The 16,100-nt window shown below is 47.3% G+C and carries 9 protein-coding genes and 1 CRISPR repeat array (1 of these 10 cut by a window edge); of the genes, 5 read left to right on the top strand and 4 right to left on the bottom strand.

Features of this window, described 5'->3' with window-relative positions; all coding sequences use genetic code 11:
• Positions 1–6 precede the first annotated feature (6 nt).
• Positions 7–1,254, top strand: a complete 1,248-nt coding sequence (locus DYH27_RS11695; RefSeq protein ID WP_025067598.1) for an ABC transporter permease — start codon at positions 7–9, stop codon at positions 1,252–1,254.
• A gap of 56 nt (positions 1,255–1,310) precedes the next feature.
• On the top strand, positions 1,311–1,439 hold the full coding sequence (locus DYH27_RS13695; RefSeq protein WP_257881436.1) for a hypothetical protein: 129 nt from the start codon (positions 1,311–1,313) through the stop codon (positions 1,437–1,439).
• Positions 1,440–2,015: 576 nt separating this feature from the next.
• On the opposite strand, the gene DYH27_RS11700 is transcribed toward DYH27_RS13695, so the two are convergent.
• Positions 2,016–4,319, bottom strand: coding sequence for a transglycosylase domain-containing protein (locus tag DYH27_RS11700; protein WP_013672091.1), 2,304 nt, complete (start codon positions 4,317–4,319; stop codon positions 2,016–2,018).
• Between the two features lie 163 nt (positions 4,320–4,482).
• Here DYH27_RS11700 and pyrB point away from each other — a divergent pair, with 163 nt between their 5' ends.
• From pyrB to pyrI, 3 genes are all read left to right on the top strand, one after another.
• Entirely contained in the window at positions 4,483–5,430 is a 948-nt protein-coding gene (pyrB, locus tag DYH27_RS11705) for an aspartate carbamoyltransferase (protein ID WP_029216532.1), read from the top strand.
• A 25-nt stretch (positions 5,431–5,455) separates the two neighbouring features.
• Entirely contained in the window at positions 5,456–5,875 is a 420-nt protein-coding gene (locus DYH27_RS11710) for a hypothetical protein (protein WP_231287419.1), read from the top strand.
• A gap of 104 nt (positions 5,876–5,979) precedes the next feature.
• Positions 5,980–6,435 carry an aspartate carbamoyltransferase regulatory subunit gene (gene pyrI / locus DYH27_RS11715; RefSeq protein WP_004352654.1) on the top strand — a complete coding sequence of 152 codons (456 nt, stop codon included), beginning with the start codon at positions 5,980–5,982 and terminating at the stop codon, positions 6,433–6,435.
• Between the two features lie 201 nt (positions 6,436–6,636).
• Here the strand turns inward: pyrI and DYH27_RS11720 are convergent, their stop codons facing one another.
• From DYH27_RS11720 to DYH27_RS11730, 3 genes are read right to left on the bottom strand one after another with little or no spacing between them, the layout of a single operon-like run.
• Positions 6,637–7,377: a YebC/PmpR family DNA-binding transcriptional regulator gene (locus DYH27_RS11720; RefSeq protein WP_004352669.1), complete on the bottom strand. Its 741-nt coding sequence runs from the start codon at positions 7,375–7,377 to the stop codon at positions 6,637–6,639.
• 12 nt (positions 7,378–7,389) lie between these two features.
• Positions 7,390–9,858, bottom strand: coding sequence for a phenylalanine--tRNA ligase subunit beta (pheT, locus tag DYH27_RS11725; RefSeq protein WP_025067599.1), 2,469 nt, complete (start codon positions 9,856–9,858; stop codon positions 7,390–7,392).
• A gap of 17 nt (positions 9,859–9,875) precedes the next feature.
• Positions 9,876–10,160 (bottom strand): hypothetical protein, encoded by a 285-nt coding sequence (locus DYH27_RS11730; protein WP_081640775.1) that lies wholly within the window; start codon positions 10,158–10,160, stop codon positions 9,876–9,878.
• Positions 10,161–10,732: 572 nt separating this feature from the next.
• Positions 10,733–16,100: a CRISPR direct-repeat array (repeat unit 47 nt; unit sequence GTTGTGAATTGCTTCAAAATGTGTATCTTTGCAGTAGCAAGCACAAT); it runs 521 nt beyond the window's last position.

Here is a 16,100-nt window from a genome sequence, read left to right on the forward strand (position 1 = left end):
CAAAGCATGAACTATCCGCTTTTCATTGCCCGAAAGATATACAACGGAGGAGACAAGACACGGAAAGTGTCGAAGCCGGCCATCCGCATTGCCACCGTTGGCGTCGCCATCGGCCTGGCGGTCATGATCGTGTCCGTCTGCGTCGTGCTGGGCTTCAAACACACCATCCGTGACAAGGTGGTGGGCTTCGGAAGCCACATCACCGTCGCCGACTTCCTTACCCTGCAGAGCTCCGAGCAGTACCCCATTCAGGTGAGCGACTCCCTCATCAAGGTACTGAAGGCGGTACCGGGAGTAAGGCACGTGCAGCGTTATGTCTATACGCAGGGCATATTGAAGACCGACAATGACTTTCTGGGTATCGTGCTGAAGGGGGTAGGCCCCGACTTCGACTCCACCTTCATCCATCACAACATGGTGGAAGGCTGCCTGCCTCATTTCTCTGACACGAAGAGCCATCAGAAGCTGGTCGTCTCCAGAACAATTGCCGACAAACTCGATCTAAAAGCCGGACAGCGTATCTTCGCCTACTTCATCAACAAGCAAGGTGTACGCACACGAAGGTTCACGATAGCCGGCATCTATGCCACGAACATGAAGCAGTTTGACTCCCAGATATGCTTCACCGACCTGTACACGGCCAACAAACTCAACGGCTGGGAACCTGACCAGTACAGCGGAGCTGAGCTGCAGGTAGATGATTTCTCGCAGCTCGATGCCGTCTCCCTCCGTGTATTGGCGAAGGTGAAGAACACTGTCGACCACTATGGAGAAACTTACTCCTCCGAGAACATCATTGAGCAGAACCCGCAGATTTTCTCATGGCTCGACCTGATGGACATGAACGTGTGGATCATTCTTGCGCTCATGACCGCCGTTGCCGGTGTCACGATGATTTCCGGACTGCTGATCATCATCCTCGAACGCACACAGATGATCGGCATACTAAAAGCGCTCGGTTCGCACAACCGACAGATACGTCACATCTTCCTCTGGTTTGCAGCCTTCATCATCGGAAGAGGACTCTTCTGGGGCAACCTCATCGCACTGGGCTGCATCTTCCTGCAGAAATGGACAGGGCTCGTAAAACTCGACCCGCAGACCTATTACGTCAGTACGGTGCCCGTAGAGCTGAACATTCCGCTCATCATCGCCCTCAACCTCGCTACCCTGCTGGTATGTGTCGGAGTCCTCATTGCCCCGAGCTATCTTATCAGCCATATCCATCCTGCCCGGTCCATGCACTATGAATAGACGGACACCCCGTTCCTTTAACACCAGTTTCCAAATCTTAAATTCTCAACTTTCCCATGCCCCAAGAAGAATACAGCCGGCTGGGCACTGGCTTCGTGCATTGCGCCGGCACAGAATGTTCAAAAGCCGGCGAATGCCTGCACCGCACAGTCTACACAATGCGCAGCAAGCACACGAACCTGTAGATATAATTAATGGGTTTATCATTTACACCCCACACTGATTCTTTCCTGTCAGTGTGCCGAGGGCAAACACCAAAGGTGCTGAGGGTGTACACCCATGGTGTCAAGGCTCAGTACGGATCACGTTAAGCATGATAAGAATCAGATAGAAGTTGTTTGTTATTGAAAGTAAGCTTTCTGTGATAAACATCATATCCCCTGATAAAGAGTCTGCCGCAGAAGAATATGCTTTAAGATAAGACACAGTCCGACATTTATTCACGGCAAGTGCGCTTGTGGTCGGTCTGCTGTGAATTTATTTTCCTGTCACTCTGTAAATGCATATAACATACTGATAAACAATGTATGAGTGAAGGATGTTAAAAGTGACAGCAAATGAGAAATAAACTTTTGTTGTAAACAGTTGGTAATTCTGTCCTCATTGTCAGCATCCTGACCAATCTAAACTGTATAAGATTTTTTTTAGTAGACTACCCCACGAAAAATCTACCATCACAGACTGCCGCCGTACAGCTGCGGCACATGGGCTAATCATATGACGAAGCTGTAAACACAACGGCAGGCACCTGACAGACGGTTTCAGAAATATTCTTCCTGTATGCCGTTCACATTGATTGTATCCGTCGTCTGGCAAGGATTGAACTTGGCAGGGACGGCAAACTTCGCAGTCTGTCTGTAACCCAACCGCCTGTCGGCGTAGACGCTTTGCATATAGTAAGCCCACACAGGAAGGGCGGTCGTGGCCCCCTGCCCCATCGAAGTGTTGTCGAAATGGATGTCCCGGTCCTCACCGCCTACCCAGCAGCCACTGACAAGATCGGGCGTGATGCCCATGAACCAGCCATCGGCATTGTTGTTCGTCGTACCCGTCTTGCCGCCTATATCCGCCGTGAGGTGATAGGCATAGCGCAGCCGGCTTCCCGTACCGCCCTGAATGACGGCACGCAGCATGTCAATCATCTGATAGGAGCTGACTTCTGAGATAACCTCGGTCATCAGCGGCTGGAACTTTGCGATGACGTTTCCATGGCTGTCTTCTATCTTCGTGACAAAAAGCGGTGCGCAACGGATTCCGCCGTTGGCGAAGGTGGTATAGGCACTTGTCATCTCACCGACGGAGGCTTCACACGGTCCAAGGCAGAGTACGGGGCCTGCGTTCTTGTCTATGTCAGGATTGTTCAGACCGAAGTCATGTAGGATATTGACAAACTGTGACGGTCCGAGCAGATTGATCAGGTAAGCTGAAATCCAGTTGTTAGACTGCTGCAAGCCCCACCGCAGCGGCACTTCCTGGCCGTACCTGGCATGCGATCCGTTACGAGGTGTCCATCCGCCGTAAGTGCGCTGTACGTTCGGAGCCAATGTACACGGGGTCATGCCGTTCTGCATGGCAAGTGCATAGAGATAAGGCTTGATGGTCGAACCCACCTGCCTCCGGCCGCCCATCACGACATCATACTTGAAGTGCTGGTAGTCAATCCCCCCCACATAAGCCTTCACGGCTCCCGTATGCGGGTCCATGCTCATGAATGCAGCACGCAGGAATGACTTGTAATAGCGGATGGAGTCTATCGGCGTCATCACCGTGTCTATATCACCGTGGTAGGTGAAAAGCGTCATCTCGTGAGGTGTGCGGAAGCTGCGTTTGATTTCTTCCGGTGTAGCTCCCTGTTCCTTCATGCGCTGGTAGCGCAGGCTCTGGCGGCAGGAACGGTTCAGTATCTCCTTGATGGTACGGCGGGAGATGTTCGACGAGAACGGAGCATTCTTCTTGTAGCGGCTGGCAAGATTGAACTGTGCCTGCAGATAACCGCCCACATGCTTGCGCACCGCCTCCTCGGCATACTGCTGCATTCGGGTATCAATGGTCGTATAGATACGCAGTCCGTCCGTATTCACATTGTAAGGTTCGCCGTTACGCTTCGTGTTCTTGTTGCACCACCCGTAGAGCGGGTCCTGTTCCCAGGCGATGGAGTCAAGTACGAACTGGCGGTTCTGCCACGTCTGGTAGTTCTCACGCTCGGGTTTTCTGGCCATCATGTACTGGCGGAGGAAAGCCTGGAAATAGTCAGCCGAACCGTTCACAGGCTTGGCCTTTGTGAAGTGTATGCCCAGCGGACGCTGCGACAGTTCCGCATATTCGTCCTTCGTGACATAGCCGGACTTCACCATCTGCATCAAGACCACGTTGCGACGCTGCAGGCAACGTTCCGGATGGCGGAGCGGATTGAACATGGACGGGTTCTTGCAAAGCCCTACCAACAGGGCCGACTCCGTCACGTTCAGATTGCGCGGTTCCTTGTTGAAATAGACATTGGCTGCCCGCTTGATGCCAACGGCATTATGTAGGAAGTCGAAGTAATTGAAGTACATTGCCAGAATTTCCTCCTTTGTGAAGTGGCGCTCCAGCTTGACGGCGATAATCCATTCAATAGGTTTCTGCAAGAGACGTTCCAGTGTACTGTGCGCTTTCTCGGAGAAGAGCTGCTTTGCCAGCTGCTGTGTGATGGTCGAACCACCGCCCGCACTCGCCTGACGCATCACACCACGCTTCACGATGGCACGTCCCAGAGCGATGAAGTCGATGCCCGAATGCTCGTAGAACCGTTCGTCCTCCGTGGCAACAAGCGCATGGACAAGATGCGGCGACAGACCGTTGTAGTCGATTGCCACACGGTTGTTGTTGTCTTGGTTCCATGTCCCGATGAGCTGCTGGTCAGACGAATAGACCTGAGAGGCAAACTTGTCGATTGGATCGGAAAGCTCTTCCATATCAGGCATGTAGCCCACCCATCCATTCCATACTGAAACGAAGAACACGGAGATGGAGCCTAAAAGAACTATGAGGAATCCCCAGAGGAAATGTACGAAATGCCTTCTCATAAACTGTGAAAATATTATGCAAAGATAATGTAAATCAATGGATAAGCAAAATAAATGGATATTTTTTTACTGCTGATGGATATTTCCTTTTCCATGCTTTGATGGAAAGAAAATTAATACGTACCTTTACAAACGGAAAGAACCAAAACATCACAAACAGAATATGGAAAAGCATGACCTTGTGAATATCCAAGGATTGGACCGTGACCAGCTGCTCTACCTCATCAGGATGGCCCGGGAATTCGAGCGGCATCCGAACCGCGAGCTGCTCAAAGGAAAGGTGATCGCAACGCTCTTCTATGAGCCTTCTACACGAACCCGCCTCAGTTTTGAGACTGCCGCCAACCGGCTCGGCGCACGTGTCATCGGCTTCACTGACGCAAAAGTATCGAGTGTCAGCAAGGGAGAAACGCTGAAAGACACCATTCTCATGGTCTCCAATTATGCAGACGCCATCGTCATGCGACATTATATAGAGGGGGCTGCACAGTATGCTTCCGAGGTTGCACCGGTGCCGATCATCAACGCCGGAGACGGGGCACACCAGCATCCCTCACAGTGTCTGCTCGACCTCTACACGATCTATCAGACGCAGGGTACGCTTGAGAATCTGAATATTTATCTTGTCGGCGACCTCAAATACGGCCGGACCGTCCACTCGCTCATCATGGCAATGCGGCATTTCAACCCGACGTTTCACTTCATCGCCCCTAAGGAACTCGCCATGCCGGAAGAGTACAAGCTCTACTGCCGTGAGCATGGCATCCGCTTTGAAGAGCATGAGACTTTCACGCCGGATGTGATAGCCAATGCCGATATTCTCTACATGACACGTGTGCAGAAGGAACGGTTTTCCGACCTGATGGAATACGAACGGGTGAAGAACGTCTACATTCTCCGGCGCGATATGCTCTCGCAGGCACGGCCGAACATGAAGATTCTCCATCCGCTGCCTCGTGTCAACGAGATTGCTTACGATGTGGATGAAAGTCCACACGCTTACTTTATCCAGCAGGCGCGTAACGGTCTCTTTGCCCGTGAGGCTATCTTCTGCCACTGCCTCGGAATATCACTGGAGGATGTAAAGAACGACAGAACGATTCTGGAGTGAGGTCCTCAAATTGAATGGAACTGATATGCACAGAATAAAGCCAATCACATTTCCCGTCCTTATATCACTCTTCCTTGCAGCTGTCTGCAGCTGTTCTGCGACCGAAGAAGACGAACGGTGGTCACCTATGGAATGGACATCGGAACTTCCGGGTAATCCCAAGGACATGACCGTTCCTGCCCGGGGCGGCTCTTTCAGGCTGACCTGCACGAACTATCATCATCCGTGGCTCACAGATGTGAAAACCGCCGACACGACAGTCCATGCCACGGTGATCGGACAGGATTTTCTTCATATCAGACATGACTGGTATGATGTGGAAGTGAAGAAAAACGTTTATCATATCACCATCCAGCCCAACACAAGCGGCAAGCTGCGCTGTCTGTACATCGGAGCGACGGCGGGCGACATCTTCGACCGGATAAAGATAACACAAGAAAAATAAGATATATGCTCATAGTGCCTGTGAGTTAACAAGTAAATCGGCCCGATAACATCCGTAGGCACTCCTCATCGTTTGGGAGACCGGGTGGGGCTTCTCTATTCAATATGTCAAAGAAAGAACGCCTGGTAGCCGCCATTGAGAACGGCACCGTCATTGATCATATCCCAGCTGAAAAAACCTTTCAGGTGGTCAACCTATTACAGCTCCAGAAGCTCTCCACGCCTGTCACCATCGGCTATAACTTCTCATCGAAGATGGTAGGCACAAAGGGAATCATCAAGGTGAGCGACAAGTTCTTCACGGATGATGAAATCTCCCGTCTGTCGGTCGTGGCACCGAACGTGGTGCTGAACATCATTAATGACTATGAAGTGGTAGAGAAGAAGAAGGTGGTGACACCGGACGAGCTTCGGAGCATCGTAAAATGCAATAACCCCAAGTGCATCACGAACAACGAACCGATGGACACGATTTTCCACATTGTTGACAAGGCACACGGAATTCTCAAGTGCCATTACTGCGACAAGGAGCAGGAGATGGACAAGGTGGAACTTGTGTAGTCCCGATTCGGGAAAAGAAGTCAAGTACTAATGTCGGACACTTACGGGACAGACAACCACTATCTTACAGGATTGTGATTTCCCGTGCCGTCTTAAGATTACAACCATAGGGAACGAAAAAGAGCAGTGCATACTTCGTGTATAGACTGCTCTTTTTTTGTTTCAAATGTCTTCACCCCCTTACACAGAGGAGACGAAAGATTACGCTTCTTCCTCTTCTGCCGGCCGCATATTCGTATAGACGTTCTGCACATCGTCGAAGTCTTCCAGCTTCTCGACCATCTTGTCAATCGTCTCCCTCTGTTCAGGCGTCACGTCCTTCAGATCGTTGGGAATACGGGTGAACTCGGCAGAAGTAATCTCGAAGCCGTTGTCCTCCAAGTGCTTCTGAATATCGCCGAAGCTGGTAGGCTCACCGTAGATAGTAATTTCATTCTCTTCGTCATCCTCATCATACTCATCATCGACTCCGTAGTCAATCAGATCGAGAATCAGCTCATCCATGTCCACTCCCTCTTTCTTCTTGAAAGTGAAGACAGCCTTATGGTCGAAGAGAAAGCTAAGAGACCCCTGCGTGCCGAGATTGCCATTGAACTTGTTGAAAACTGAGCGGACATCGGCGACCGTACGTGTCGTATTGTCCGTCAAAGTATCAACGAACACGGCAATGCCATGAGGTCCATAACCCTCGTAAGGAACTTCTTTGTAGTCGCTCTGGTCCTTGCCCATCGCATTCTTGATGGCACGCTGGATATTGTCCTTCGGCATATTCTCACGCTTGCAAGTAGCGATGATGGCACGAAGACGCGGGTTGTTCTCAGGCTCCGGACCGCCTGCCTTGACAGCGATGGCGATTTCCTTGCCTAACTTGGTGAATGTACGGGCCATGTGACCCCATCTCTTGAGCTTAGTAGCTTTGCGATATTCAAATGCTCTACCCATTGGATTTGTCTGTTAACGGAGTTCTGCTCCGAGTTTATTTGTTAAATTCTTGATTAGTTTCTGCATGATGGCATCAATCGCCTTGTCGTTGAGCGTCTTGCTCTCGTCCTGAAGAATGAAATTGACAGCATAGCTCTTCTTGCCCTCCGGCAGATTCTTTCCCTGATAGACATCGAAGAGTTCGACACGCTTCAGCTGCTTCTTATCGGTCTGACGGGCAATCTCCTCAATCTGTACGAACTCTACTTTGTCGTCAACCAGCAGTGCAAGGTCACGGCTGACAGCCGGATACTTGGATATTTCCTGGAACTGGAGTCTGTTCTTGCGGATGGCCTTCATCAGCCCGGCCCAATCCAGTTCGGCATAGTAAACCTTCTGCTCAAGGCCGAAACTCTTCAGGAGCCTGTAGCTGAGAATACCCATTTCCACCAGCACCTTACCGGCCCGTGTCTTCAAGGCAATCGCCTTGTCGAACACATTGTTATCGGATTTCTCGCTGACGAGCAGGCCCTGTGCGACGCCGATACGGTGGAGAATATTCTCAACGTATGCCTTCAGTTCATAGAAAGAACTCTCCTCGTCAGGGTGTGCCCACGAACCCTGCACACGCTTTCCAGTCACCCATAATGCCATATGATAGTCCTGCACATAAGCCTTGACGGGACTTTCCTCCGTCCATTTCTCCTTATTATATTTATAGACATTGCCCACCTCGAAGAAGCGCAGGTTCTGTGCCTTGCGGTTCACATTACGGACAATGCTCTCCAGACCGCCGAAGAGAAGCGTCTGGCGCATTACGCCCAGGTCAGCCGACAGGGGATTCATTACCTTTACCGTCTCCTCCCAGGGATAGGCATTGAGTTCTGTTTCCTCATAATAGGAACTCTTAGAGAGGGAGTTGTTCATGATTTCAGAGAAGCCCTCGCCCACCAGCTGCTCGCCGATGATGTTCTCCCGATGGTAGTTCCTGTCGGCTTCTTCCGCAATCGTGAGCGATGACTTCAGCTCTGTCGGAATCTCCACGTTGTTGTATCCGTAGATACGGAGAATATCCTCGACCACATCACACGGACGCTGGACGTCTACGCGATAGGCAGGAACAAGCAGGTCAAGCCCCTCGGCATCTTCCTTCTGCACCCGCATTTCAAGGCTCTCGGCAATGTGCCTGATGGTTTCGTGGCCCAGTTTCTTGCCGATGAGGCGGTCGCAATATTCATAGTTCAGACGGACGGGGAAATCCTCCATCTTCGTCGGATATTCATCACGGACTTCCATGCTAATCTTGCCACCGGCCAGTTCCTTGCAGAGGATAGCCGCCTGCTTTAATGCATAGACAGTCCCGTTCGGGTCAATACCGCGCTCGAACCGGAAGCTGGCATCAGTCGAAAGGCCATGCCGGCGCGCGCTCTTGCGGATCCATGTCGGATGGAAATAAGCACTCTCCAGCACGACGTTCTTCGTTGTCTCGTAGGTCCCGCTACCCTTCCCGCCGAAAACACCGGCTATGCACATCGGTTCTTCCGCATTGCAGATAGCGAGGTCGTGCTCCCCGAGCGTATGTTCTTCTCCGTCCAGGGTGACAAATTTCTTACCTTCGTTCTTGTCTTTGACGATGATATGATGCCCCTTGACCATGTCCGCATCAAAGCAATGCATCGGCTGTCCGTAGGCCATCATGATGTAATTGGTAATATCGACAATATTGTTGATCGGGCGCAGACCGATGACATTCAGTTTGTCCTTCAGCCACTTCGGGCTTTCCTTCACTTCGCAGTCGGTTATGCTCAGACAGGCGTAGCGCCGGCAGGCATCCGTATTCTCGATGGTCACATCGATAGGAAGGTCGTGGTTGTCAACCCTGAAGGCACTGCAGTCCGGACGATGAAGCGATGTCTTGTAACCATTCTGCGTCAGCCAGGCATAGAGGTCACGGGCCACACCGTAATGGCTCAGCGCATCCGCACGGTTGGCCGTGATGTCTATGTCAATCAGCCAGTCGCTGTCCAGATGATAATACTCGGCGGCAGGCTGTCCGACAGGTGCATCCTCCGGCAGTACGATAATGCCGTCATGGCTTGCGCCGACACCGATTTCATCCTCAGCACAGATCATACCGAGGCTCTCCACACCACGCAGCTTACTCTTCTTGATGGTGAATTCCTTGTCGCCGTCATAGAGCACGCAGCCCAGATCAGCCACAATGACTTTCTGTCCTGCAGCCACATTCGGTGCGCCACACACAATCTGCTGCGGTTCGCCCTTGCCGAGGTCGACGGTTGTCACGTGGAGATGGTCAGAGTTGGGGTGCGCCTCACAGGTCAACACTTTGCCAACGAAGAGTCCTTTCAGTCCTCCACGTATTGTTTCCACCTCGTCCAGTGCATCAACCTCAAGTCCCGTAGACGTCAGTGCGTCTGCCGTCTCCTGCGGGGTCAGGTCAAAATCGACGTATTCCTTAAGCCATTTATATGAAATCTTCATTATATCGATATGTTGTTTTATTCCGAAATACGTGCAAAAGTACGAAAAATCCCAGACATGGCAAAGAGATAAAAGAAAAAAGCGGCACTTTCACCATTCACCATTTGTGCTTCCACGCTTCCATACAATCCCACAGCACCGTGATAATGAAACTCCTCAGTCGTGAATTGCTTCAGAATGTATATCTTTGCAGCAGCAAGCATAATGGCTTTCGTATCTTGGAATCGGTAGAGGAAAGGAGTTCTTCCGTGCATCGACAGGAAATAAAACAGAGGCTTATAACATACAGCAAATGCCGGCATTATATGTCTTCGGTAACCGAACCCGAATGAATATCAGTGCTGCTCGGCAGGCATTTGCATAAGTCAGCCATCAGTGTCTTGCTGTATAGGATAGTGACTGGATTAAACCGGCCTTTCCTGCAGATGTGCTGATGCCAGACACTTATGGAGTTGCCGACAGACACCGGGCGTGTTGATGGCCCGCACCATGCCATATATTGCCGGGAGGGGAGCCAACTTGCAGCTGGCGAAGAGCTGTGCCGGCAGAACTTATTTCATCAGGGGGATTACTTTTCCGAAGACAATGCGGAATGGTCTGTTCAAAAGAGATTGCACAGGGGGATCATGCTGTTTGAGTTTTATCGGACAGCCTCCAATAAACATAAGTGCAGGAAACGGAGATGATTTATGGATTCGGCAAACGGTCATCCCTTCGCAGCAAGCCTATACGCTCTACGCAGCAGCCAACTACACATTCCTGAAAGCCAACTACGCCATTCAACTGAAAGCCAGGAATAAATCTGTAAGGCAGCAGGCAAGACCGACCAAAAGTCAAAACACGAGTTTAAGCTTACAAAGTCGTCCGTTTGGTGGTTGTGAATTGCTTCAAAATGTGTATCTTTGCAGTAGCAAGCACAATTTTCCGTGTATCTGTAAGTATTCTATTACGTTGTGAATTGCTTCAAAATGTGTATCTTTGCAGTAGCAAGCACAATCTTCGCCTAATAGTAACCCTTTCACGTTTTGTTGTGAATTGCTTCAAAATGTGTATCTTTGCAGTAGCAAGCACAATTAACCTCTGCGCACGCCCAAAAACAACATCGTTGTGAATTGCTTCAAAATGTGTATCTTTGCAGTAGCAAGCACAATAGATAGCAGAGTTAAAGCAGGCTACAAAAGGTTGTGAATTACTTCAAAATGTGTATCTTTGCAGTAGCAAGCACAATATTAGAACGCTTTTGGGCGGAGGAAGACATGTTGTGAATTGCTTCAAAATGTGTATCTTTGCAGTAGCAAGCACAATTACTATAGCCATCTACAGTACGCTTCATGAGTTGTGAATTGCTTCAAAATGTGTATCTTTGCAGTAGCAAGCACAATTTCTGAGGCTGTAATAAGTGCGGTCATCTAGTTGTGAATTGCTTCAAAATGTGTATCTTTGCAGTAGCAAGCACAATCTGAAAAACGAAAACGCTCAGATGGATTCAGTTGTGAATTGCTTCAAAATGTGTATCTTTGCAGTAGCAAGCACAATAATCAACATTGAAAGACTCAACATCAGGTTGTTGTGAATTGCTTCAAAATGTGTATCTTTGCAGTAGCAAGCACAATTCATCGTATGTCGCATGATTCTTCTGATGGGTTGTGAATTGCTTCAAAATGTGTATCTTTGCAGTAGCAAGCACAATAGATATCTGTCTGATTGAATGCGGATCTTTGTTGTGAATTGCTTCAAAATGTGTATCTTTGCAGTAGCAAGCACAATTTGTACTTTTCCCGATGCTGTTCACAACGCGTTGTGAATTGCTTCAAAATGTGTATCTTTGCAGTAGCAAGCACAATTAGAAAGCATCTGGTAATTTTCAATATTGTGTTGTGAATTGCTTCAAAATGTGTATCTTTGCAGTAGCAAGCACAATGACAGCGCCGGAAAAACCAACCGAAAAGAGGTTGTGAATTGCTTCAAAATGTGTATCTTTGCAGTAGCAAGCACAATAGGATTATTTACTTCTGTAAGTTAGGGCAAGTTGTGAATTGCTTCAAAATGTGTATCTTTGCAGTAGCAAGCACAATCAGCAGGCTCAGCAGGCTCATCAGGCTTAAGTTGTGAATTGCTTCAAAATGTGTATCTTTGCAGTAGCAAGCACAATGCAGAAGAAGACATTCCGCCACCAAAAAGAGTTGTGAATTGCTTCAAAATGTGTATCTTTGCAGTAGCAAGCACAATATAACCTCATGAGTATAAGGATTTATGATAGTTGTGAATTGCTTCAAAATGTGTATCTTTGCAGTAGCAAGCACAATAACCTCATAATCAAGTGTAAAATGCTTACGTTGTGAATTGCTTCAAAATGTGTATCTTTGCAGTAGCAAGCACAATCTTCTTGCCATCGTTGTCGCTTCCTGTCTTGTTGTGAATTGCTTCAAAATGTGTATCTTTGCAGTAGCAAGCACAATTCAGCAATCTCACCGTCAGCATTTACACCAGTTGTGAATTGCTTCAAAATGTGTATCTTTGCAGTAGCAAGCACAATAGACACTGGCTATCTCCTCGATGAGCTGGGTTGTGAATTGCTTCAAAATATGTATCTTTGCAGTAGCAAGCACAATCTCCGTCGCCGTGGTTGCCGCTCTTGGGCTGTTGTGAATTGCTTCAAAATGTGTATCTTTGCAGTAGCAAGCACAATAGCCGCTATAGAAGCTATTCCGTCTATGGCGTTGTGAATTGCTTCAAAATGTGTATCTTTGCAGTAGCAAGCACAATTGCAGTGGGAAAAGAACACGTTTGGCTTGAGTTGTGAATTGCTTCAAAATGTGTATCTTTGCAGTAGCAAGCACAATTCCAGCTGCTCCAGGTGATCCTGCTCCAGCGTTGTGAATTGCTTCAAAATGTGTATCTTTGCAGTAGCAAGCACAATGCAGAACGTTTACAAGCGTATGATACAGGGGTTGTGAATTGCTTCAAAATGTGTATCTTTGCAGTAGCAAGCACAATGAAGGGTCTACCGAGGTGAGGAACGTGCCGGTTGTGAATTGCTTCAAAATGTGTATCTTTGCAGTAGCAAGCACAATATGAGACAGAGGTTAAGACCGACTTTGGGTGTTGTGAATTGCTTCAAAATGTGTATCTTTGCAGTAGCAAGCACAATCAGGCAAATCAAGCATAGGCAAGCGCACGAGTTGTGAATTGCTTCAAAATGTGTATCTTTGCAGTAGCAAGCACAATTGAATCGTCTTATGGTTCTTTGGATTATTCGTTGTGAATTGCTTCAAAATGTGTATCTTTGCAGTAGCAAGCACAATGGCAAGGCACTAACAGGATTTGAATTCATCGTTGTGAATTGCTTCAAAATGTGTATCTTTGCAGTAGCAAGCACAATTGTCAAATCTGGTGTTCCTCTTGAGAAAGTGTTGTGAATTGCTTCAAAATGTGTATCTTTGCAGTAGCAAGCACAATATAAGATAAGGCAAGTAAACGCTCGTTATGTTGTGAATTGCTTCAAAATGTGTATCTTTGCAGTAGCAAGCACAATAACTAACACGCTCATAACTATTGTGTTTTAGTTGTGAATTGCTTCAAAATGTGTATCTTTGCAGTAGCAAGCACAATTCACTAATAGCGGATAACTGTGCGCTGTAGTTGTGAATTGCTTCAAAATGTGTATCTTTGCAGTAGCAAGCACAATTACTTCGTCTCGAAAGTATGTGCCGTCCTCGTTGTGAATTGCTTCAAAATGTGTATCTTTGCAGTAGCAAGCACAATAAAGCCTTTGGCGGTTGAGATTGCACTTGTGTTGTGAATTGCTTCAAAATGTGTATCTTTGCAGTAGCAAGCACAATAGAGGATGTAAAGAGTGGCACAGAGTACACGTTGTGAATTGCTTCAAAATGTGTATCTTTGCAGTAGCAAGCACAATTCGCCAGTTAGTTCGTAATGGTGTGATGCCGTTGTGAATTGCTTCAAAATGTGTATCTTTGCAGTAGCAAGCACAATAGTTGATTAAGATTTTTTTTTGTGTTTTCAGTTGTGAATTGCTTCAAAATGTGTATCTTTGCAGTAGCAAGCACAATCTGGGCGTAATTTACGATTCAGGTCACTGGGTTGTGAATTGCTTCAAAATGTGTATCTTTGCAGTAGCAAGCACAATAATATCGGTAGAAATACCGGACACCCAGTGTTGTGAATTGCTTCAAAATGTGTATCTTTGCAGTAGCAAGCACAATTTCTTTGTTCCTTACTCTGCTCTGTGGATGGTTGTGAATTGCTTCAAAATGTGTATCTTTGCAGTAGCAAGCACAATGAAAGCAAGATCAGCAGACTTGAGAGGCACGTTGTGAATTGCTTCAAAATGTGTATCTTTGCAGTAGCAAGCACAATCAACTGAGCTTTAGTCTTATTGTCGATACGGTTGTGAATTGCTTCAAAATGTGTATCTTTGCAGTAGCAAGCACAATAGAACAGCAGGATTAACACGAGACAAAGGAGTTGTGAATTGCTTCAAAATGTGTATCTTTGCAGTAGCAAGCACAATAGGAGAACGAAGCACAGCTGCTTCGTACGGGTTGTGAATTGCTTCAAAATGTGTATCTTTGCAGTAGCAAGCACAATATTTGGTCTTCGGTGATTTCGAGAGCGGTAGTTGTGAATTGCTTCAAAATGTGTATCTTTGCAGTAGCAAGCACAATTGATTAGCCTCTCGATTAATCTGAAGATTGGTTGTGAATTGCTTCAAAATGTGTATCTTTGCAGTAGCAAGCACAATTGTCATAGTTAGGCGACGGCTTCATCGAAGGTTGTGAATTGCTTCAAAATGTGTATCTTTGCAGTAGCAAGCACAATTCGAAGCGAACAACCGTCTGCTTGGTTGGCGTTGTGAATTGCTTCAAAATGTGTATCTTTGCAGTAGCAAGCACAATTACGCACAGATTGACCTCGACAAAGCACTGTTGTGAATTGCTTCAAAATGTGTATCTTTGCAGTAGCAAGCACAATGAGACGTTCGCACACGTCTCCGCACTGTTCGTTGTGAATTGCTTCAAAATGTGTATCTTTGCAGTAGCAAGCACAATTGCAGAGGGCAGGTTTTTATTATTAAATTTCGTTGTGAATTGCTTCAAAATGTGTATCTTTGCAGTAGCAAGCACAATCAGACTGCAAGAAGCGAAGGAACAAGTCAGTTGTGAATTGCTTCAAAATGTGTATCTTTGCAGTAGCAAGCACAATGTCCCGACGGTCTTATGGCCGGCGACGGCGGTTGTGAATTGCTTCAAAATGTGTATCTTTGCAGTAGCAAGCACAATTACACCTCGGTTTCAATGTCTGCAATAATGGTTGTGAATTGCTTCAAAATGTGTATCTTTGCAGTAGCAAGCACAATCCTTTGGCGGTTGAGATAGCACTTGTACACGTTGTGAATTGCTTCAAAATGTGTATCTTTGCAGTAGCAAGCACAATTGCTTCGGGTATCTCGTAAGGCTTGCCGTCGTTGTGAATTGCTTCAAAATGTGTATCTTTGCAGTAGCAAGCACAATCGACTGACTAATATTGCCATTAACAACCATGTTGTGAATTGCTTCAAAATGTGTATCTTTGCAGTAGCAAGCACAATCGACGGCTTTCTCGATACCCTTAACGGATAGTTGTGAATTGCTTCAAAATGTGTATCTTTGCAGTAGCAAGCACAATGTCCGTGAGGCGAAAGGCGACCCCCAGGAGGTTGTGAATTGCTTCAAAATGTGTATCTTTGCAGTAGCAAGCACAATCAACAAACTGGTAGACGGTGAGCCTGTAGAGTTGTGAATTGCTTCAAAATGTGTATCTTTGCAGTAGCAAGCACAATAGAACAGTTTGCAAGGCATTGCCACTAACGTTGTGAATTGCTTCAAAATGTGTATCTTTGCAGTAGCAAGCACAATAACTCTCACCGTCACCAAGAACACGACGCGTTGTGAATTGCTTCAAAATGTGTATCTTTGCAGTAGCAAGCACAATCGTTTCTTCTGCTATTGGTTCTTCTTATTTGTTGTGAATTGCTTCAAAATGTGTATCTTTGCAGTAGCAAGCACAATTTCACCCTCAAAGTAAGTACTGCAAGAAACGTTGTGAATTGCTTCAAAATGTGTATCTTTGCAGTAGCAAGCACAATATATATTCACGCTTCAACTTCGCGGGAGTAGTTGTGAATTGCTTCAAAATGTGTATCTTTGCAGTAGCAAGCACAATATATATTCACGCTTCAA

The organism is Prevotella denticola, from assembly GCF_900454835.1.
Classification (GTDB): Bacteria; Bacteroidota; Bacteroidia; order Bacteroidales; family Bacteroidaceae; genus Prevotella; species Prevotella denticola.

Excerpts from the sequence above, each read along its gene's own strand:
- DYH27_RS13695 (WP_257881436.1), top strand. The coding sequence starts at position 1,311 with ATGCCCCAAGAAGAATACAGCCGGCTGGGCACTGGCTTCGTGCATTGC.
- DYH27_RS11700 (WP_013672091.1), bottom strand. The coding sequence starts at position 4,319 with ATGAGAAGGCATTTCGTACATTTCCTCTGGGGATTCCTCATAGTTCTT.
- DYH27_RS11730 (WP_081640775.1), bottom strand. The coding sequence starts at position 10,160 with ATGCCGGCATTTGCTGTATGTTATAAGCCTCTGTTTTATTTCCTGTCG.
- DYH27_RS11710 (WP_231287419.1), top strand. The coding sequence starts at position 5,456 with ATGCACAGAATAAAGCCAATCACATTTCCCGTCCTTATATCACTCTTC.
- DYH27_RS11720 (WP_004352669.1), bottom strand. The coding sequence starts at position 7,377 with ATGGGTAGAGCATTTGAATATCGCAAAGCTACTAAGCTCAAGAGATGG.
- pyrI (WP_004352654.1), top strand. The coding sequence starts at position 5,980 with ATGTCAAAGAAAGAACGCCTGGTAGCCGCCATTGAGAACGGCACCGTC.
- pheT (WP_025067599.1), bottom strand. The coding sequence starts at position 9,858 with ATGAAGATTTCATATAAATGGCTTAAGGAATACGTCGATTTTGACCTG.
- DYH27_RS11695 (WP_025067598.1), top strand. The coding sequence starts at position 7 with ATGAACTATCCGCTTTTCATTGCCCGAAAGATATACAACGGAGGAGAC.
- pyrB (WP_029216532.1), top strand. The coding sequence starts at position 4,483 with ATGGAAAAGCATGACCTTGTGAATATCCAAGGATTGGACCGTGACCAG.